Raw genomic sequence first — 19,079 nt, forward strand, 5'->3', positions numbered from 1 at the left:
CATGAGCAATATTCTGATAAAAGGCGGAAAGATAGTTAATGAGGGCAGAATATTCGATGCCTCGATAGTCGTAGAAGACGGTCAAATAGCCGATATTCCGGAACCTGCCGCAACTCCCCGTGGCATCTACGAACAGGAAGTAGATGCCACGGGGTGCTTTGTTTTACCCGGTATCATCGATGAACATGTGCACTTCCGTGATCCGGGGGCCATCGAGAAGGCCGACATCGACAGTGAAAGCCGCGCAGCCGCATACGGTGGCGTTACTACATATTTCGAAATGCCGAATACTGTGCCGCAGACAACGACGATAGAGGCTCTGAACGAGAAGTTCGAAACGGCACGGCGTAAAAGTCATGTGAACTATAGTTTCTTTTTCGGCGCCACGAATAGCAACGTAAAACTGTTCTCTCAATTGGATCGGCACCGCATTCCGGGTGTCAAACTCTTTATGGGATCGTCTACCGGAAACATGCTTGTAGACCGTAGAGAGGCACTCGAACAGGTGTTCAGTGCCTGTGCATCGCTGCAATTTCCCGTTATGACGCATTGCGAAGATACGACCATCATCGACAGGAATATGACCGAAGCGAAACAGAGATACGGAGATGATCCGCCGGTTGCCCTTCATCCGCAGATACGTTCCGCAGAGGCTTGCTATAACTCTACCCGTTTGGCCGTGCAGTTGGCGCATACGTTCGGCACACATCTCCATGTGGCGCACGTGTCTACGGCACGCGAGCTCGATTTCTTCGGCAAATATCCCAATATAACGGGCGAGGCAGTGATTGCGCACCTATACTTTAGCGATAACGATTATAAGGAGTTGGGTACCTTGATTAAGTGCAATCCGGCGATAAAGACCGCGGCCGACCGCGACGCTTTGCGTTCTGCGCTGACCGACGGGCGTATCTATACCGTGGGGACCGACCATGCACCCCACTTGCTTGCCGATAAAAGGGGCGGTGCATCGAGGTCTGCTTCGGGTATGCCGATGGTGCAGTTCTCGTTGCCGGTCATGATGGAGCTCGTAGATAGCGGCGTGCTTACCGTCGAACGCGTGGTAGAACTGATGTGCCACCATCCCGCATCGCTCTTCAGAGTACGCGGCCGCGGATATATACGTAAGGGGTATCAGGCCGACATAGTACTTCTAAGGCCGTCGGAAGCATGGTCTGTCACGGATAGGTCTATCATGTATAAATGCAAGTGGAGCCCCCTGATGGGGCATAGCTTCAGGTGGAAAGTTCTCACCACGATATGCAACGGCCACATTATATACAATAACGGCCAGTTCGACGAGGCATATAGGGGAGAAGAAATCAGTTTCAGATGAAGATAACTTACGAGATTGCAGATATAGAACCCTACATCAACTGGCTTTATTTCTACCATGCTTGGGGCTTGAACGGGAAGCCGGCGGAGGAAAAGCGTAAACTTCGTGCCGATGCCACGGCTATGTTAAACGAATGGAAAGGGCGTTTTCATACGTATGCTCTATTCGATATTCTCGATGCCAACAGCGATGGAGACGATTTGATGCTCGGTGGAGTGAGAATACCCATGCTGCGTCAGCAGCATTCTGCAAACTCCTCGCAGCCCAATCTGTGCCTTACAGACTTTGTAAGACCGCTGTCTTCGGGCATCAAAGACCGTGCCGGCGTGTTCGCAACCACGGTAGATGCGGGCATGGAAACAGATTATAAGGACGATACTTTTAAGCGGATGCTCTCGCAGACGCTTGCTGATCGGCTGGCAGAAGGCACTGCAGAGCGCATGCACGAGCAGGTTAGGAAGACTTATTGGGGCTATTCGCCCCACGAGAAGCTAACGATGGAGCAGATACACCGTGAGGATTATCAAGGCATACGGCCGGCTGTGGGCTATCCTTCGTTGCCCGATACGAGTTTGAACTTTATTCTATCGGAACTGCTGGGCATGAAGAAGATCGGCATTCGGCTGACTGAGAGCGGTATGATGATGCCCCATGCCAGCGTTTCGGGCTTTATGTTTGCGCATCCGCAGGCAATATATTTCGATTTAGGGCGCATCGGAGAAGACCAGTTGGTAGATTATGCCCGTCGCCGAGGTATTCCTATGGAGCTGATGCGGCGCTTTTTACAAAGTAGTTTATTGAAAAGATGATTGCAAGGATATTCATTTTGTTGCTATTGTTGATCGTGCTGCCCGATTTATACATCGGTCTTCGGTATTTCGGATACCGCCTGAAGTCGGCATGGTGGCGCCGCCTGTTGTGGTGGCTGCAGTGCTTCGGCATGGTTGCGTATACCGTTTGTTTGGCTTCTCTGCGTAATTTCGTGCCCGACGATCTCGTTTGGATAGACGTATATCTGCTGTTTATTGGCATTTGGGCCGTTCCTAAAGCCGTTTTCGCGCTGTGTTCATCGTTAGGATTGCTGTATTGCAGGCTCCGTCGGTGCCGTAGAAACGTTGGCAGTTTTGTAGGTCTGGCAGCGGGAATTATTGCTGCCGTTCTTTATGTTTACGGCACAACAGTCGGGTTCAGTCGCCTTGAAATAAGGCATGTGGATATTTATATGAAAGACTTGCCCGCCACTTTCAATGGATATAAAATCGTTCAATTCTCCGATGCCCATGTGGGTACGTTCTACGGAAGTCGTTTTGCATTGCTTAAACGCGACGTGGACAGCATCAATGCGCAAAAGGCAGACGCCATATTCTTTACCGGCGACCTGCAGAACATACAACCCTCGGAGCTCCGTCCGCACGCTCGGTCGCTGGCAAGTCTGCAGGCCAAAGACGGTGTGTATAGTGTCTTGGGCAACCACGACTACAGCGAATACATCAAAGCCGATGCGGCTATTAAGGATGCCAATGAAAAAGATATGGTGAACAGGCAACGGCAAATGGGATGGAAGTTGCTGCGGAATGAGCACATTTCTATTCATCGCGGCAAAGATTCTATCGTTGTTGTGGGCACAGAGAACGACGGCAGACCGCCTTTTCCGCAGAAAGCCGATCTTAGGAAGGCGCTTCGAGACATCGAAGAGCCCGGGGTGTTCAAGATATTGCTGCAGCACGATCCCTCTTCGTGGGACAGACATGTGCTGCCCCAGAGTAATATACAACTCACGCTGTGCGGACATACCCATGCCGGACAGCTAAGCATCTTCGGTTGGCGCCCCACGGAATTGAGATATAAGCAAGACTATGGGCTTTACAGGCAGGGCGATCGTTATCTCTATGTTACTGCCGGAATAGGCGGAGTTGTACCTTTCCGCCTCGGTTCCTCGGCAGAAATCGCAGTAATAACCTTACATAAAACAAAATGAAATACCTTTACAGACTTTATCAGTTGTGCGTTGTATTGCCCGTAGTTGTCGTTTCATCCGTAATAACCTCTATTGTTACGGTGTGCGGATGCCTGCTCGGGAACGGACACTTCTGGGGATATTATCCGGGAAAATGGTGGTCTTGGCTCATCGTTCGCGTGCTCTTGCTGCCTGTTAAGGTAGAAGGACGCGAAAACCTTGAGCCACATCAGTCGTATGTTTTCGTATCCAACCATCAGGGGGCGTTCGATATATTTCTGATATACGGTTTCTTGGGGCGTAATTTCAAGTGGATGATGAAGCGGTCGCTCAAGAATGTACCTTTCGTAGGTGTAGCCTGTCAGGCTGCTCACCATATCTTTGTAGACAAACGCGGGCCCAGTAAAATAAAGGAAACCTATGCAAAGGCACGCGAAACATTGCAGGACGGCATGTCGTTGGTGGTATTTCCGGAGGGCGCGCGCACGTTTTCCGGACATATGGGAGTATTCCTTCGTGGCGCTTTCATGCTTGCCGATGAGCTGCAATTGCCCGTTGTACCGCTCACAATCAATGGCTCTTTCGACGTTATGCCGCGCACTCGCGACTGCAAATGGGCCGTTTGGCATCCGCTGCGGCTTACCATCCATCGGCCTATCCCCCCGAAAGGTAAGGGCTTGGAATACGAAAAACAAACTATGGACGAGGCTTACCGTACGGTGATGAGCGGGTTGGAACCCGAATATCAGGGCTTTGTAGAAAATCCGGATCAGTGATGTTTCGGCTTTTCCTGCATTTTATAAGGAAGATAAAGGTCTCGGAGAAAAGATGAACTTATGGAATATGGACATGATAATGACCATAGTTATTAAAATTTTTCAGTAAATTTGCACATTATATTATAACTGCATAGACTATGAATCAGAGCGACAGTATCGTAATTATTCCCACTTATAACGAAAAAGAGAATATAGAAAAGATCATCCGTGCGGTATTCTCGTTGGAGAAATGTTTTCATATTCTCGTCATTGATGATGGCAGTCCGGACGGCACGGCACATATTGTACACCGGTTGATCGATAGTGAATTTGCCGATAGACTGTTTATTATCGAGCGTCAGGGTAAATTGGGATTGGGCACGGCTTATATTACCGGCTTCCGTTGGGCATTGGAACGGGAGTACGAATATATCTTTGAAATGGATGCAGATTTTAGTCATGATCCTAACGACTTGCCCCGTTTGTACGCCGCATGCCATGATGAAGGCTTTGATCTTGCAATAGGTTCTCGCTATGTGAGTGGGGTGAATGTGGTGAATTGGCCTATAGGACGCGTGCTGATGAGTTATTTCGCATCGAAATATGTACGCTTCGTAACGGGCTTTAAAGTGCATGATACTACCGCCGGTTTTAAGTGCTATAAGCGTAGGGTGCTCCAGACGATACCTTTGGATGAAATCAGATTTAAGGGTTATGGTTTCCAAATAGAAATGAAATACACTGCGTATAAGATCGGTTTCAAGATAAAGGAAGTGCCCGTGATATTCGTCAATCGTCGCGAAGGCGTAAGTAAGATGAGCGGTGGAATATTCGGTGAAGCGTTTTTCGGTGTAATGCGATTGCGGTTAGACGGATGGTTGAGGAAATATCCGGCAATCATTTCTCCCGATAATCCGGCCTCTGTATCTTCTTCGGAAAGGGAAGAAAGCAGATAATATTGTTATCTATTGCTCTATAACTAATATTAGGTATTATCAATTTTCATAATTCCTGTATGTCCCGTTGAATTTATCTTTTTTGGATGGGAGAAAGGGAAAGACGTTATGAATATGCAACATATTCGACAATTCTATGCTTCGTTGCCACAGGCAGGAGCATTTGAAAAGCTGTTGGAAGATAAATCTGTAAGAAACATTTTCCTACAGGGACTAATGGCGTCTGCTACACCTATGTTTTTTGCTTCTATTGCAAAACAGATTGACCGGACGGTTGTATTTGTTCTCAACGATGCTGATGAGGCCGGATATTTCTACCATGATTTGGTACAGATGATGGATGTAGAGCAGGTGCTTTTTCTGCCTTCTTCGTATCGTCGTGCCGTAAAATACGGTCAGCGAGATGCTGCCAATGAAATACTTCGTACCGAAGTGCTTGCTCGTATTAGCTCCTTTCCCTTAGATAAAGAGCAGGAAAAGGCTCCTCTTTATATAGTTACCTATCCTGAAGCGCTTGCAGAACTTGTTGTAAGCAGGCAAAGACTTGATGAACGAATACTGAAATTGCAGGTCGGGCAAACGATCGATGTCATACAAATAGAGAAACAACTGCGTGAGTTTGGCTTTAATGAAGTAGATTATGTATATGAACCCGGGCAATTTGCCTTACGTGGAAGCATACTCGATGTTTATTCTTTTTCGTGCGAGGTGCCGTTTCGTATCGACTTCTTCGGTGATGAAATAGACACGATCCGTACCTTTACGGTGCAAGACCAGTTGTCGAAAGATAAGAAGAACGAAATAGAAATCGTACCGGAACTTGCTGCTTTAGTCTCCGATAAGGTGTCGTTTCTCAGTTTCATGCCACAGGATGCTTTGCTTGTGGCAAAAGATATCGCTTATATTCGCGATACCATCGCAGGCATTTATGCCGAGGGATTTTCGTCGCAAGCACTGGCTGAGCGCTTAGAGGGAGTTACGGAAATGGAGCAGGCACAGATTATGCGTGATATGCGTACAGAGAGTACGCTTTGTACAGGTACCCGTTTCATGAGTGATGTCGAGAATTTGTGCATCGTAGAGTTCGGACCTAATGCCGGTGAACATACCATACAGTCAGACAATTTGGCAAAATACACGCAATTCTCCGTTCTGCATTTCCACGTAACAGCACAACCTTTGTTCCATAAAAACTTTACTCTCCTTAGACAGACATTAGAAGATTATCGCTTGCGCGGTTATAAGAATTATATTTTAGCCGATAGCAGGAAGCAACAGGAGAGGCTGAGAGAGATATTGGCAGCCTCCCGTATTCTTCCTCAAGGTAGCGATTTTTCTACTCAAGAGATATATGCAAACACCTCTTCCCCGCAATCCGAGGAACAGGAAGAGGCCGCTAAAGTTTCCATTCCATTGGATGGAATGGGGGATGTTGCGCTTCATGAGGGATTTATCGACAATGATTTGCGCGTATGCTTCTTTACAGATCATCAAATATTCGACCGCTTTCATAAGTATAGTCTTAAGTCAGACGGTGCTCGGGCAGGCAAAATAGCGCTCACAATGAAAGAACTTCAAGAGATGGAACCGGGCGATTATATCGTTCATGTGGACTTCGGTATCGGCAAGTTCGGCGGGTTGGTGCGCGTACCAAGTGGGAACAGTTATCAAGAAGTTATCCGCATCATCTATCAGAACAATGACAAGGTAGACGTGAGCATACACTCTTTATACAAAATCAGCAAGTACCGTCGACAGGATACAGGCGAACCGCCACGCTTATCTGCACTCGGTACGGGCGCGTGGGAACGTTTGAAAGAGCGTACAAAGAAGCGGATAAAGGATATAGCACGCGATCTAATCAAGTTATATGCCAAACGTCGTCATGAAAAAGGCTTTGCATTCAGCGCCGATTCATTTATGCAACATGAGCTGGAAGCAAGTTTTCTTTACGAAGATACGCCAGATCAGCTGAAAGCAACGCAGGAGGTGAAGGCCGACATGGAGAGTTTACGCCCGATGGATCGACTTGTATGTGGCGATGTAGGTTTCGGTAAGACCGAAGTAGCGGTGCGTGCGGCCTTCAAGGCGGCATGTGATGGAAAGCAAGTTGCCGTACTCGTGCCCACTACAGTACTCGCCTTTCAGCACTATCAAACGTTTCGCAACCGGCTAAAAGACTTTCCCGTGCGTGTAGATTACCTCTCCCGTGCCCGCAGTGCCAAGCAGACAAAGCAGATACTTGCCGATCTCGAAACCGGAAAAATAGATATCCTCGTGGGAACTCATAAGCTCATAGGAAAGACGGTAAAATGGCATGACCTCGGTTTACTTATCATCGACGAGGAACAGAAGTTCGGCGTATCCACGAAAGAAAGACTTCGTAAGCTGCAAAGCAATGTAGATACGCTCACCATGTCGGCCACTCCGATCCCGCGCACGTTGCAGTTTTCGCTTATGGGGGCACGCGATATGAGCATCATGCGCACGCCTCCGCCCAATCGTTATCCTATCCATACCGAATTGTCTACCTATGGTCACGAGGTTATTACCGATGCCATCAACTTCGAGATGAGCCGTAACGGGCAGGTATTCTTTGTGAGCGATCGCATCAGCAGTCTGCCCGAAATAGCTTATCTTATTCATAAATATGTGCCTGATTGTCGTATTGCCATCGCTCATGGGCAGATGTCGCCCGATGAATTGGAACGTATAATCATGGGATTCATTAACTATGATTACGACGTATTGCTTTCTACCACAATTGTAGAGAACGGTATCGATATTCCGAATGCCAACACAATTATCATAAACGATGCACATCGTTTCGGTTTAAGTGATCTCCATCAGATGCGGGGGCGCGTCGGACGCTCTAATCGCAAGGCTTTTTGTTATCTTCTTGCGCCGCCTAAGAGCGTTCTCACGCCCGAAGCCCGCCGCCGTTTAGAGGCTCTTGAAACGTTCTCCGACTTGGGCAGCGGTTTCAATCTCGCCATGCAAGACCTCGATATACGCGGTGCAGGCAATTTACTTGGTGCGGAACAAAGCGGATTTATGGAAGACTTGGGTTACGAAACATATCAGAAAATATTAAATCAGGCGGTAACCGAGTTGAAAAACGACGAATTCCAAGACATGTATGCCGAGGAGATAGCGCAGGGAAAAGTACTTACGGGCGATAATTTCGTAGAAGATTGTGCCGTAGAGAGCGACCTTGATATGTATTTTCCCGATACTTATGTGCCCGGTAGCAGTGAGCGGATGTTGCTTTACAGAGAACTCGACAACATAGAAAACGATACGGAGCTCGACGCTTATCGGCATAGATTGATCGATCGTTTCGGCAATGTACCGCACGAAGGTGAAGAACTGATGAACGTAGTTGCCCTGCGTAGGTTAGGCAAACGCTTGGGTTGCGAGAAAATCATGTTGCGCCAAGGGCGCATGAGCATGCAGTTTGTGAGCAACACCGAGAGCATTTATTATCGAAGTACGGCCTTCGAGAAAGTATTGAACTACGTTGCAAGAAATTCGCGTCGCTGCGATTTGAAAGAAACAAAAGGGCGTCGTCTTATGCATGTGAACGATGTAACGAGCGTGGAAGAGGCCGTCAGTGTGCTTCGTGATATGGAACAAAAATAATAAAGGGCGTACATCTCGTGATTTTTGTTGTTCTGTCGATACACAAGGAGGCAAAAGCGTATTTCATTTCCGCGGCACACGGTTGCGGAAGATAATGGCTCTTGGGCGCACGGGAGACGGGAGTATATGAGGAAACCGTAGGCTCGTGCGCCATTTCTTCCGCATTCTAAATATTTTTCCTGTACTTTTTCATACGTCTTTATGGTGTTCTTCTTTCTCTTCCGGCTCCTCTCCGAAGAGCACATTCTTGAGTTTCTGATACAGAAAAGACAAGGTAAGGAGGATGACTCCGAGACTGATAAAGACGATAATCTTGCCCACCGCCTGCATCGTCCATACGTCTATGAGCACCAGTTTTGCCAATACGATGCCGAATTCCGCAAGACTCACGATGCGGATTGGTTTGCTGTGAATGCGCATGCCGAGACACATAAGGATGAAAGCCGCCGTGCCTAACGACAACGAGAAGCCTGCACCGAAGCTGTAGGAGCCGAGCGAAAGAAGCAAAAACTTTGCTGCCGATACCCATACAAGTGTGGCAAGCACAGAGAAATAGGCATATAATTCGTTGCGATACCAGTCGATTTTCAAAAATCCGCGTACAATATACCACAGATTGAATACGATAATGGCGGTTGTCAACCAAAGCAGAAAAGTCGGCGTGTATTCTCTTTTTTCAGGAAACAGCCATATACAATACATATATAACAATGTGATAAAGCCGCCCATGGCAACATACCATTGCTTGAAATCGGCAAGTTTAAAGCGGTTACGCAGTGCTACCGTACTCGCGGCAAATATCGTGGAGGTGGCTAAGAAGTCGGCCGCAATAGCTGTATCTCCACTCAATCGGGCCCCGAACTCGTTGATAAATGCATTGATTGCGATAAAGATACCCGCGCCGAACATAATCGCATTATAAGGCGTGTAGACGAGGAAGTGGCTCTGCTCGGTAAAGATATTCTTGAAGCGATGCATGAGTATGGCAAATACGAGTATCGCCAGACTTACGAAGATACTTGTAGAAAAGTCGGCATTCAGGAACAGTGGTACGGTTGTACCTTCTGCCGAGCCGTACTCATATGTACCGGAAGTGAAATAATACAGTAGTGTAAGGGCTGCCATTACCATAGCCCCTACCTCGTAAACCCTACTCTTAGCCTTGATATAGAGCCATAAAAGTACCACAGACTCGGCTGCCCAGATGATTAGGAAAGTGGAACCGCGGAATAGAACGGGCGGAGTAATGGAGATGAACGTAATGGTTAAGGCCAATAGAGCACTGTTCAAAGGGGCGTAAACATTGGGCTTGATGCGCAGATACAGATACAACGCGAGGTTTACCGCTGCTATGAAAAGGTTCACAAGAGCCTCTGCTTCGAAATCGAACAGTAAGCCATGTACGAAAAAATTGCCGAAAAGAAAGTAAAGAAAACTATTGCCAACAATCACACACATAAGCCATTTGTTCATCCGAGGTGTGCTCTCAGACTTCAATATGTAGAATACGGGTAGCTGGAATATCAGGAAAAACAGCGTTGTGAAGCACGTCATCTGTGCCGGCAGAGACGGTGTGGGGTTAGCGGTTCCATCGTTGAGTACCGTCAGGCCTATGATAATATAAGTGAATGCAAACGCAATGACGGGCAAACCGCCCCACTTTTTGTACATTGCGAGGGCGAACATGCCGAGATTGAGAATACTTATATAGGTGTAAAGCGTAACGATATCGCTCGTTCCGGTGCTGATAATGAACGGCGCAATGAACCCTCCGACGAGCGCAGTAACGGCAAGTTCGCTCCTGTCGTATAGGATAGAAACGCCCGACATGAACAGCGTGATGCAGATAAGCGTAACGAATGCCGACGTTTGAGAGAACAGATGATAGTAATGGAAGGCGATCGCAACGGTAAGATAGAACACTCCAAAGGCACCGCCTGCCAGCAACGAGCTGAATGCACGGTAGCGTTTGTGCAGACGTTCGGCCAGAATAAGCATGCCGCATCCCGTTGCAAAGCCCAGAACAGTGCGGGCTACCTCGTTTATCCAGTTTTTGTCGATGGCGTATTTCACAAAGAAACCTATGCCGATGATAAAGACCAAGATGCCTATCTTGCCGAAAAGATTCTCGCCGATGAACTTTTCGTAATTGAAATTGCGGGTTTCTTTTTCGTATAGCGGTTCGCTGTATGCGGGATTCTCGGGCTTTTCGGCTATCGCAGGCTCTGCCTCTGTCGGTGTCTCAATGCTTTGCAGAACGGCCTTTTCCTGTAATTCTTCTTTAACAGGTGCAAGCTCTTCCGTTGTTTCTGCGTGTTCTTCGGCAATTTGCGTTACGGGTATTTTAACTACAGGCTCGTGCACTTCTTCTGCTTGAACCACGGGAACAACCGCTTCTGTCGGCTTCTCTTCAGGCTTAGACTCATCAATTGTCGGTTCCGGATGCTTTTCTTGTCGAGGCTCTGCGGTCTCTTTATTCTGCATATTTTCGAGTAATTTCTTTAATTTTCGTTGCCTGTAATCCAACAATTCCAAGCTCTCGATGATCTTGTTAAAACGACTTTCAAGACGAAGCCACAACAAAAGGGGCACTCCGAAGAGTAAAAGAACGAATATGCCGATAAAAGATTCCATAAATATAAATTATATGTTCGGTTGCAAAATTAATGATTATTTAAGTATCGGGCAATGTTTCAGTCCGGAAAAATGTACTTGCTGCAGGCGCATGAGCAACCGTAGAACGTAGCATTGCGTTGTGAATATCTATTATAACGGGCAGGCATCAGGGGGCAACACCAGCGCTGTATCATGGTTGCCGGTGCTGCATATTATCCGCAGTCCCACGTATAAAGTACCTTAGAGAAGTCTTTTCGGCGCAATGTCTCACTGTTGATAAAGAAATTGCCGATACCTGCATCGCCCCACATCATATTGGCTGCATCGTCTGAAACGAGCTGCAAGAGCAGTGTGTCGTAATATTCAAGGTCTTCGCGCGGATCGTATTGCGTAAACGAGGGGTAGCCCAAGAGCAGATGGCTCTCGTTGTAAAAGGCATCGAAGAAATAATCCGTGCATTTTTCATCATCGCCGAAATACTCGCTTATAATGCTTATTCCGTCTTCATCCTGCGTGTCTATCTGCTCTCCATACAGGTCTTTCACTGCTTGTGCGAACGCGGTAACGAAGCGTTTGTCGTCTGTCGTCATGCTCATGTGTGCCGGCTTGATGTTCAAGGCAACCTCTTTATCGCAGGGAGTATATTCAACCACGTTTGCTTGAGTGTTCACCGGAAAGCCCAAGGCCGAAACCTTGTCGGGCGTAATGCTGTTGTCTACGTGCTCATGGTATATCACTTTAAAATCTTTCTGTACGTCCGGACAATCGAAATCTGCCCCGTAATACTTGTTTGAAGTGGATAAGAACACCTGCAAAATGCCTTGTTCGGGCAGGATAGAGCGGGTAGGTATCTGCCCGAAGTTGATTTGTATGAGCAAGAACATCCCGCGCCCTTCCTCGTCTGTGGGGTATTCTTTCGTGTTGTCCCAATAGGGCAAACCTCCCAATTTGCTATCGGTTAATGTCGGTATACGGCTCTTATCTACGGTTATTTTGTAGCAGTCGACGGCCGTACGTCTTTTGATTTCATCGGCAATGGCGTGCATCTTGTTTTTCAAAGATGCCTTTTTCGAGAACTTATCGAACCAAAATAATTTCATGGTTTCCTATTTTTAAAGTCGTTAAAAGGTGATAGCGGGCAGACAGAAAGGTACTCTTATGTATAATAGCCGGATGAGAGAGGTCTGCACTTTCTTATCGGTATCACCGATATTTACGCTTACAAATATAGTAATAAAAATGATATGTTGTAAAATCTTGGGAATAAAAAAGCGCTTATGGCCTGTTTTCGTTTGTGATAGAAATATATGGAAGAGACCTCCTCTACCACTTCTTTCAACCTCTTTCAAACTATATTCTCCCCCTACAGGGGGGAGTTAGAGAGGGATTATACATCTCTTTTCAAGAGGGGAGGTGAGATGTTACGTTTGTACAGGTAATCTGTTGGTTGCAAGTATGTTATAAATAACGTTTTCGAGTGGGCCATTTAAACTCTTTAGACAGGTGCTCTATGACGGTTGGAGGTGTTATTTAAGTGGCTTAGACCTATGGTGTAAGGAAAACGTTTGTATAACTTTGCTTAAATAGGGGGCATAAAATAAGGACTTAGGCAAGCCAAGTCCTTACGATGTAGCTATCGGTTGTTTCTCTTTCTTTTTTCCTTTTTCATCCTTGGAAGGGGGATGAGGAGGTTCTTCCTTCCTTTCTTTCTCCTCATAGAATATGCGGAATGTCCTTCAAACTCTTTTGTATGTCATCGTCGGTCAGCGTGTAATTGCGCAGATCGCCGTTGATATAGTTGTCGTAGGCCGTCATGTCGATAAGGCCATGTCCGCTGAGATTGAACAGTATCACCTTTTCCTGTCCCTCTTCTTTGCACTTCTGCGCCTCACGGATGGTAGCTGCAATGGCATGACAGCTTTCGGGTGCGGGAATAATACCCTCGGTACGGGCAAAGAGCATGCCTGCTTCAAAGGTCTCGAGTTGCGGAATATCGACGCCATGCATCATCTTGTCTTTGATTAATTGGCTAATGATAACGCCGGCGCCATGATAACGCAATCCGCCTGCATGGATGTTCGCGGGCTTGAAGTCGTGCCCCAGCGTGTACATAGGCAGTAGGGGGGTGTAGCCTGCTTCGTCGCCGAAGTCGTATTGAAACACGCCTCTGGTGAGCTTAGGACAGCTCGACGGCTCTGCTGCAATGAATTCTGTTGCCTTTCCATCTAATATATTGTGGCGCATGAAGGGGAATGCAATGCCGCCGAAGTTACTGCCTCCGCCGAAACAAGCTATTACCTTGTCGGGATATTCGCCTGCCATTTCCATTTGTTTTTCGGCCTCTAAGCCGATTATGGTTTGGTGCAATGCCACATGGTTCAATACGGAACCGAGCGTATATTTGCAGTGTGGCGTGGTTGTGGCAAGCTCTATGGCCTCCGAAATGGCCGTTCCGAGCGAGCCGGGATGCGTGGGATCGCGGGTTATAATATCCTTTCCGGCACGGGTAGACATAGAGGGCGAGCCCGTTACCTCGGCCCCGAAAGTGCGCATGATGCTGCTTCTGTAAGGCTTTTGCTGCATGCTTATCTTTACTTGATATACGGCTGCGGAGAGTCCGAATACGCTTGCAGCGTAGCTTAATGCCGCCCCCCACTGGCCTGCACCGGTCTCTGTGGTTACGTTGGTGGTACCTTCTCGCTTGCAATAGTAGCACTGCGGGATGGCTGAATTGATTTTATGCGAGCCTAAAGGGTTGGTGCTTTCGTTCTTGAAGTAGATGTGAGCGGGCGTATTCAGTGCTTCTTCCAGTGCAAAAGCGCGAACGAGCGGCGTTGAACGGTAGTATTTGTACTTGTCGAGCACCTCTTCGGGGATGTCGATCCATGCATGTTCGGTGTCGAGTTCTTGTTTTGAGCACTCTTCATTGAAGATGTGAGACAGGTCTTCGGCCGTAAGAGGTTGGCGAGTTGCAGGATTTAATGGCGGTAAAGGCTTGTTTACCATGTCTGCCTGTATGTTGTACCATTGCGTAGGCAGTTCGTTTTCTTGCAGTATGAATTTCTTTTGTCTGCTCATTTTAATCGGTTTTAAAGTTATAAATCCTGCTTGCAAAGGTACGAAAAAACTCTAACGGCGGCAGATTAATCGGTATATTTTTGTTATTTTTGCAACCGTTATGGTGATAATTACTACTGTTTTGGTTTATTTTTGCTTACTGTTGTTATTCAGTAAGCTAACTTCTCGCAGGGCTAACAATGATACCTTTTACCGTGCGAACCGTCGTTCACCGTGGTATATGGTGGCGTTCGGCATGGTTGGAGCGTCTGTTTCGGGCGTTACTTTCGTATCTGTACCCGGCATGGTACTGAAAACAGACATGACATACATGCAGACCTGCATCGGTTTTATATTCGGTTATTTCGCCGTGGCGTTCTTTCTGTTGCCGGTATATTATCGGCTCAACCTTACTACCATTTACTCTTATTTGCAGAAAAGGCTCGGACACCGGTCGTACAAGACGGGTGCATCGTTCTTTCTGCTATCGAAAATGACGGGTGCGGCAGCCCGTTTCTACATCGTATGCATCATTCTACAGCGTTTTGTGTTCGATGGTATCGGCGTTCCTTTCCCCGTTACGGTGGTCGGCATGGTAACTCTGATATGGCTATACACGCGGAAAGGCGGTATTAAAACGCTTGTTTGGACGGATTCTTTTCAAACCTTTTGCATGTTTACGGCACTTATATTGATCATATTCCATGTGATCGATGCGCTCGGAATGAGTTTTGGCGAGGCTATAGATACGGTGAGAGCGCAGTCGTACAGCCGTATGTTCGTGTTCGACGACTGGTTTTCGCGTCAAAACTTCTGGAAACAATTCTTCAGCGGTATATTTATTGTAATCGTAATGACGGGGTTAGATCAGGATATGATGCAGAAAAACCTCACTTGCAAGTCGCTCCGCGAGGCGCAAAAGGATATGTGTACTTATGGTTTTGCATTCGCTCCGGCCAATTTGTTGTTCATGGTATTAGGTGTTTTGCTTGTGCTTTTGGCGCAAAAGCAGGGTGTTGCTCCGTTTTCTGTGCAGGGAGATGATTTGTTACCTATGTTTGCCGCCACCGGTAGGTTGGGCAACATCGTGGTTATCTTCTTTACTATAGGCATCGTGGCAGCATCGTTTTCGAGCGCCGATTCGGCTCTTACCGCGCTTACAACAAGCTATTGTGTGGACTTGTGCGAACGTGCAGACGATGAAAAACTGCGCAAACGGGCGCATATAGGCATGGCCTTGGTCTTCGTTCTCTTCATTCTGTTGTTCAGAATGATTAATTCTACAAGCGTCATCGATGCCATTTATATTATGTGTTCCTATACTTACGGGCCGCTGCTCGGATTGTTTGCTTTCGGATTGTTGACCAAACATGAGGCGAATGATGGCCTTGTACCTTACATAGCTGTGGCTTCGCCGCTGATATGTTATGCCATCGACATGGTTACATCGGCGCTCACGGGCTACAAGTTCGGCTATGAATTGCTGATGCTCAACGGATTTCTGACGTTTGCAGGGCTGTTCCTGACACGAAAAAGCCAAGCACAACGGGCGGTATGATGCCGTGCCGATGTGCTTGGCGTATAGGTTTTAAGGCCCGAAGCGGACGATGTGAAACTGCTATTTTCCGATGGTTCCCAAGTAACGTTCTGCCTCTAAGGCTGCCATACAGCCGCTTCCGGCTGCAACGATGGCCTGCCTGTAAACGGGATCGGCACAATCTCCGGCTGCAAAAACGCCTTTGATCTTGGTACGGGGGGTACCGTTTTCGGTCTTGATGTAGCCGGTTTCGTCGAGATCGAGCCACTCTTTGAACACGTCGGTGTTGGGTTTATGACCGATGGCAAGAAAAAATCCGTCTATCGGAAGGTCGTATTTCTGCTCATCGGCCTCGCCTTTACGTTTGACAAGGTGTGCGCCTTCCACGCCATTCTCGCCATAAAGACCGAGTGTATTGTGCTCGTATAAGATTTCTATATTGTCTTTGTTTTCCACCCGTTGGCGCATCACGTCGGAAGCACGCAGGTAGTTTTTGCGCACTATCATGTACACCTTTTTGCAGAGGTTTGCCAAATAGAGCGCCTCTTCGCATGCCGTATCGCCGCCGCCTACCACGGCCACGGTCTTTTTGCGATAGAAAAATCCGTCGCAGGTGGCACATGCGCTGACGCCTTGTCCGTTGTATTTCTTCTCGTCTTCTAAGCCGAGATACTTTGCCGAAGCCCCTGTAGCGATGATAACCGTATCGGCTTCGATCTGTGTACCGCGATCTGTGGTGAGCACATAGGGCGACTTGCTGAAGTCGGCCTTAACTATTTCGCCGTCGCGCACGTCGGTTCCGAAGCGTTCAGCCTGCTCGCGAAGCTCCGCCATCATCCGGTTACCGTCGATACCTTGCGGGTATCCCGGGAAATTCTCTACTTCTGTGGTCTGCGTGAGCTGTCCTCCGGGCTGAATACCGCAGTATTCTATCGGCTTCAGATTGGCTCTTCCGGCATATATGGCCGCCGTGTAACCGGCCGGTCCGCTGCCTATAATGAGGCAACGGGTATATTCTTTGTTAGACATGTTTCTTTAATTTTGAGTTTTGAATTAAGAATTTCGAATTATGCCTGCGGCATTTGCGAATGATGAATTAGAAATTTTGAATGACGAATTATGCCTTGCATTATGAGTGAATAATTATGATTGAGGAGTTAAACGATTTGCCGATCAACATTATTTATACCTAAAACATTAATCAAAGCTCCTAAATCCTAAATCAACATTCATAATGTCGGCAGGCATAATTCGAAATTTAAAATCCTTAATTCCTGATTATTTCAGCAGTTCTTCTATCTGCTTTTCGATGTTTGCAATCTTTTCGGTGGGCTCGAAGCGTGCCACTACCTGCCCTTTCTTGTTGATCAAGAACTTGGTGAAGTTCCATTTGATCTCGGCATTCTCCTTGTAATTCGGATCTGCCTCGCTTAGCATCTTGTCGAGAATGGGGTATATGGGGTGGCTTTCGTCCCAGCCTGCAAAGCCTTTTTGCTCTTTCAAGAACTTATAGAGCGGTGCTGCTTCGTCGCCGTTTACCTTGATTTTCTTGAATTGAGGGAACTCTGTGCCGTAGTTCAGCTTACAAAATTCGTGAATACTTTCATCGGTTCCCGGGGCTTGTTGGCCGAACTGATTGCAAGGGAAGTCGAGAATTTCGAACCCCTGTGCGTGGTATTTCTTGTAAAGAGCCTCCAGTTCTTCGTATTGCGGGGTAAATCCGCATTTGGTAGCCGTGTTTACTATGAGGAGCACCTCGTTGGCATACTCTTTCAAAGATACGTCGTTTCCCTTTCTGTCTTTGACAGTAAATTCGTATACTGTTTTCATCTTTTTGGTTTATTGGGTTTTGTTGTTTATAAATATTTCTATAGATATTATTATCCGTAATTGTAATTATTGCAAGCAAACACTATGCCAATATTATATGGGCCCACTCTGTGTGCTGCTATCTACAAAGGTATATAAATAATATGACATGCAAAAGCCGAAAAAACATAAATAAACTAAATAAACCGTTTTTCCCTACCAACGAATAGGGAAACCCCTACTTACAAATATAGATTTTATCATTGCAGACAAAAGGCGGATAGTATATCTTTGCAATACCGATTAGATGAATAAACAACAATATAAAAAATATAAGATTATGAAAAGGATGTATAAACTTTTACCAATGGCAATAATGGTTGGATTGCTGGCAACTTTCACCTCTTGCGACAGCGATCCGTGGTACGGAGACTATGATTATTACGACTATTACGGTAGTTGGTACGACAGCTACGATTGGTATAACCGGCCGTTTAATTATGGCACTGATGCGCTTAACGAGGAGGCGCAAATGCTTCGCGGTATATGGGGAGGTACGCTTGTTGCACAATATACGGAGAACGGACAGCGAGTTACGCAAAATCTGGACGTGGAATTTATCTTCGATCAGTATAATTCGAAATCGCTGAATGGTCGTGGCAGGGAGTACGATTATTATAGTGAAGGTACGGATGTGTTGAGTTTTTCGTGGTACATCGATCCGCGTACGGGCGATATTTATCTTGAATACGATCCTAACCAGTACGGAAAGAAGCGTGTTATGAGGCTGGATGCCCATAGCGTAAGCAATGGGTTCTATCTCGACAGCAGCAAGTTTAACGGAGTAATGATAGGACAGAATACCGACGAAGTGGATGAGTTTAATCTGGAGAGGAAGACTCTTGCAAAGGCGATGACCAGAGGTACGAAGATTAATTCGGTTCCCATCAACTCGCATGCTAAGTAAGTGCAGGTAATAGTGTGAATAAATAATTTCGAAAATCATGGGCTGCATCTCTTATGAGGTGCGGCTCTTTTTTCTGTGTGTCGGCTTTTGATAACACACAGGCGGTATGTTTGTCTGTCTTAGAGGTAGGGTGTAAGGCTGTTAAAAAGGCGGTGTGTCGGGAATAGGGATGAGAGATAAGCGATTAGGGATGAATGTTTGACAGTTGTGCGGTAGGGACTTAGGTTGTCTAAATCTTTTTAAGAAAGTAATCGGGTTGCTGTTCTTTTGTCTTTGAAGATTATGACGGGGTTAGACAAAATAAATTTTTGTAATCTCTTCTTTTGGGAAGAAATGGGCAGGGATTATCTATGTTTCGATATTGAAATAAACCGCATCGAACTGCAAGATGGCAGTTTGGTGCGGTTTATCGTTGTGGATGCAGGTTGCAGAACGGCGGTGTAA

The 19,079-nt window shown here is 46.8% G+C and carries 14 protein-coding genes; 9 read left to right on the top strand and 5 right to left on the bottom strand.

Annotation, left to right across the window (positions count from 1 at the left end; genetic code table 11):
* Position 1 precedes the first annotated feature (1 nt).
* The 6 genes from BN3912_RS09050 (at position 2) to mfd (ending at position 8,649) form a co-directional block, all read left to right on the top strand.
* Positions 2-1,336, top strand: a complete 1,335-nt coding sequence (locus tag BN3912_RS09050) for a dihydroorotase (RefSeq protein ID WP_023983606.1) — start codon at positions 2-4, stop codon at positions 1,334-1,336.
* Positions 1,333-2,145, top strand: a complete 813-nt coding sequence (locus tag BN3912_RS09055) for a vitamin B12 dependent-methionine synthase activation domain-containing protein (protein WP_023983605.1) — start codon at positions 1,333-1,335, stop codon at positions 2,143-2,145. The genes BN3912_RS09050 and BN3912_RS09055 overlap by 4 nt, the downstream gene beginning before the upstream one ends.
* Entirely contained in the window at positions 2,142-3,314 is a 1,173-nt protein-coding gene (locus tag BN3912_RS09060) for a metallophosphoesterase (RefSeq protein WP_023983604.1), read from the top strand. The genes BN3912_RS09055 and BN3912_RS09060 overlap by 4 nt, the downstream gene beginning before the upstream one ends.
* Positions 3,311-4,069 (top strand): lysophospholipid acyltransferase family protein, encoded by a 759-nt coding sequence (locus BN3912_RS09065; RefSeq protein WP_023983603.1) that lies wholly within the window; start codon positions 3,311-3,313, stop codon positions 4,067-4,069. Before BN3912_RS09060 ends, BN3912_RS09065 begins: the two co-directional genes overlap by 4 nt.
* 140 nt (positions 4,070-4,209) lie before the next feature.
* The gene (locus tag BN3912_RS09070; RefSeq protein ID WP_023983602.1) at positions 4,210-5,007 is read left to right on the top strand and encodes a polyprenol monophosphomannose synthase; all 798 of its coding nucleotides are present in this window, start codon (positions 4,210-4,212) and stop codon (positions 5,005-5,007) included.
* 108 nt (positions 5,008-5,115) lie between these two features.
* Positions 5,116-8,649: a transcription-repair coupling factor gene (mfd, locus tag BN3912_RS09075; RefSeq protein WP_023983601.1), complete on the top strand. Its 3,534-nt coding sequence runs from the start codon at positions 5,116-5,118 to the stop codon at positions 8,647-8,649.
* A gap of 189 nt (positions 8,650-8,838) precedes the next feature.
* Here the strand turns inward: mfd and BN3912_RS09080 are convergent, their stop codons facing one another.
* The 3 genes from BN3912_RS09080 to BN3912_RS09090 all read right to left on the bottom strand — a co-directional run bounded on the left by BN3912_RS09080 (position 8,839) and on the right by BN3912_RS09090 (position 14,343).
* Positions 8,839-11,283 (bottom strand): DUF2339 domain-containing protein, encoded by a 2,445-nt coding sequence (locus BN3912_RS09080; protein ID WP_023983600.1) that lies wholly within the window; start codon positions 11,281-11,283, stop codon positions 8,839-8,841.
* A gap of 194 nt (positions 11,284-11,477) precedes the next feature.
* Complete coding sequence (locus tag BN3912_RS09085) at positions 11,478-12,365, bottom strand: YwqG family protein (protein WP_023983599.1); 888 nt, start codon at positions 12,363-12,365, stop codon at positions 11,478-11,480.
* 613 nt (positions 12,366-12,978) lie between these two features.
* Positions 12,979-14,343 carry a TrpB-like pyridoxal phosphate-dependent enzyme gene (locus BN3912_RS09090; RefSeq protein WP_004369915.1) on the bottom strand — a complete coding sequence of 455 codons (1,365 nt, stop codon included), beginning with the start codon at positions 14,341-14,343 and terminating at the stop codon, positions 12,979-12,981.
* A gap of 100 nt (positions 14,344-14,443) precedes the next feature.
* Between BN3912_RS09090 and BN3912_RS09095 the strand changes: the two genes are divergently transcribed.
* Entirely contained in the window at positions 14,444-15,880 is a 1,437-nt protein-coding gene (locus BN3912_RS09095) for a sodium:solute symporter (RefSeq protein WP_023983598.1), read from the top strand.
* 60 nt (positions 15,881-15,940) lie between these two features.
* On the opposite strand, the gene trxB is transcribed toward BN3912_RS09095, so the two are convergent.
* Positions 15,941-16,888 (bottom strand): thioredoxin-disulfide reductase, encoded by a 948-nt coding sequence (trxB, locus tag BN3912_RS09100; RefSeq protein WP_023983597.1) that lies wholly within the window; start codon positions 16,886-16,888, stop codon positions 15,941-15,943.
* 249 nt (positions 16,889-17,137) lie between these two features.
* Complete coding sequence (locus BN3912_RS09105; protein WP_023983596.1) at positions 17,138-17,689, bottom strand: glutathione peroxidase; 552 nt, start codon at positions 17,687-17,689, stop codon at positions 17,138-17,140.
* 319 nt (positions 17,690-18,008) lie between these two features.
* Between BN3912_RS09105 and BN3912_RS09110 the strand changes: the two genes are divergently transcribed.
* Both BN3912_RS09110 and BN3912_RS12525 read left to right on the top strand, forming a co-directional pair.
* Complete coding sequence (locus BN3912_RS09110; protein ID WP_016665229.1) at positions 18,009-18,635, top strand: hypothetical protein; 627 nt, start codon at positions 18,009-18,011, stop codon at positions 18,633-18,635.
* Positions 18,636-18,917: 282 nt separating this feature from the next.
* The gene (locus BN3912_RS12525; RefSeq protein WP_154665154.1) at positions 18,918-19,079 is read left to right on the top strand and encodes a hypothetical protein; all 162 of its coding nucleotides are present in this window, start codon (positions 18,918-18,920) and stop codon (positions 19,077-19,079) included.

This window comes from Prevotella phocaeensis (assembly GCF_900065875.1).
GTDB classification, from domain to species: Bacteria; Bacteroidota; Bacteroidia; order Bacteroidales; family Bacteroidaceae; genus Prevotella; species Prevotella phocaeensis.

What these genes read in the sequence shown, in the direction of transcription:
- BN3912_RS09050 (WP_023983606.1), top strand. Translation starts at nt 2, where the DNA reads ATGAGCAATATTCTGATAAAAGGCGGAAAGATAGTTAATGAGGGCAGA.
- BN3912_RS09055 (WP_023983605.1), top strand. Translation starts at nt 1,333, where the DNA reads ATGAAGATAACTTACGAGATTGCAGATATAGAACCCTACATCAACTGG.
- BN3912_RS09060 (WP_023983604.1), top strand. Translation starts at nt 2,142, where the DNA reads ATGATTGCAAGGATATTCATTTTGTTGCTATTGTTGATCGTGCTGCCC.
- BN3912_RS09065 (WP_023983603.1), top strand. Translation starts at nt 3,311, where the DNA reads ATGAAATACCTTTACAGACTTTATCAGTTGTGCGTTGTATTGCCCGTA.
- BN3912_RS09070 (WP_023983602.1), top strand. Translation starts at nt 4,210, where the DNA reads ATGAATCAGAGCGACAGTATCGTAATTATTCCCACTTATAACGAAAAA.
- mfd (WP_023983601.1), top strand. Translation starts at nt 5,116, where the DNA reads ATGAATATGCAACATATTCGACAATTCTATGCTTCGTTGCCACAGGCA.
- BN3912_RS09080 (WP_023983600.1), bottom strand. Translation starts at nt 11,283, where the DNA reads ATGGAATCTTTTATCGGCATATTCGTTCTTTTACTCTTCGGAGTGCCC.
- BN3912_RS09085 (WP_023983599.1), bottom strand. Translation starts at nt 12,365, where the DNA reads ATGAAATTATTTTGGTTCGATAAGTTCTCGAAAAAGGCATCTTTGAAA.
- BN3912_RS09090 (WP_004369915.1), bottom strand. Translation starts at nt 14,343, where the DNA reads ATGAGCAGACAAAAGAAATTCATACTGCAAGAAAACGAACTGCCTACG.
- BN3912_RS09095 (WP_023983598.1), top strand. Translation starts at nt 14,444, where the DNA reads ATGGTGATAATTACTACTGTTTTGGTTTATTTTTGCTTACTGTTGTTA.
- trxB (WP_023983597.1), bottom strand. Translation starts at nt 16,888, where the DNA reads ATGTCTAACAAAGAATATACCCGTTGCCTCATTATAGGCAGCGGACCG.
- BN3912_RS09105 (WP_023983596.1), bottom strand. Translation starts at nt 17,689, where the DNA reads ATGAAAACAGTATACGAATTTACTGTCAAAGACAGAAAGGGAAACGAC.
- BN3912_RS09110 (WP_016665229.1), top strand. Translation starts at nt 18,009, where the DNA reads ATGAAAAGGATGTATAAACTTTTACCAATGGCAATAATGGTTGGATTG.
- BN3912_RS12525 (WP_154665154.1), top strand. Translation starts at nt 18,918, where the DNA reads ATGACGGGGTTAGACAAAATAAATTTTTGTAATCTCTTCTTTTGGGAA.